This is a genomic window from Streptomyces sp. SP18BB07 (assembly GCF_036322545.1).
Classification (GTDB): Bacteria; Actinomycetota; Actinomycetes; order Streptomycetales; family Streptomycetaceae; genus Streptomyces; species Streptomyces deccanensis.
The window spans coordinates 1-302 of record NZ_JAQYWT010000253.1 but is presented as its reverse complement, the minus strand read 5'-3'; the positions used below and the strand labels follow the sequence as shown (position 1 = coordinate 302).

The following is a 302-nucleotide window of genomic DNA, read 5'->3' as shown; positions in this document are numbered from 1 at the left end:
GTGAGGTCCGCTCCGCGCACCAGCAGGGTGACCGACTTGGCGCCCCTGGACAGGTACATCGCCGCCTGCCCGGCCGTGAAGGCTCCGAAGACGATCAACACGTCGGTGCAATTAAAGGCGGCGGACGACGAGAGCTCGGAGCCGTAGAAAACCCCGATGCCCGACCTCTAGACGGCTCCCGGCGCCCTGCGTCTTCCTTCCGAGCGGGGGGACGGTCCTCATGACGCGCCGGGTGGGCGGCGACGACATCGAGGTGAGCCGCACGTCCCAGCCAGGGGTGTACGCGGGGGCCGTGCGGGCGT

Annotated in this window: 1 pseudogene; it reads right to left on the bottom strand. The window is 69.9% G+C overall.

The window, feature by feature from the left end:
* A pseudogene (locus PUR53_RS10115) lies at positions 1 to 164 on the bottom strand (fused response regulator/thioredoxin-disulfide reductase); the annotation flags it as partial.
* Positions 165 to 302 lie beyond the last annotated feature (138 nt).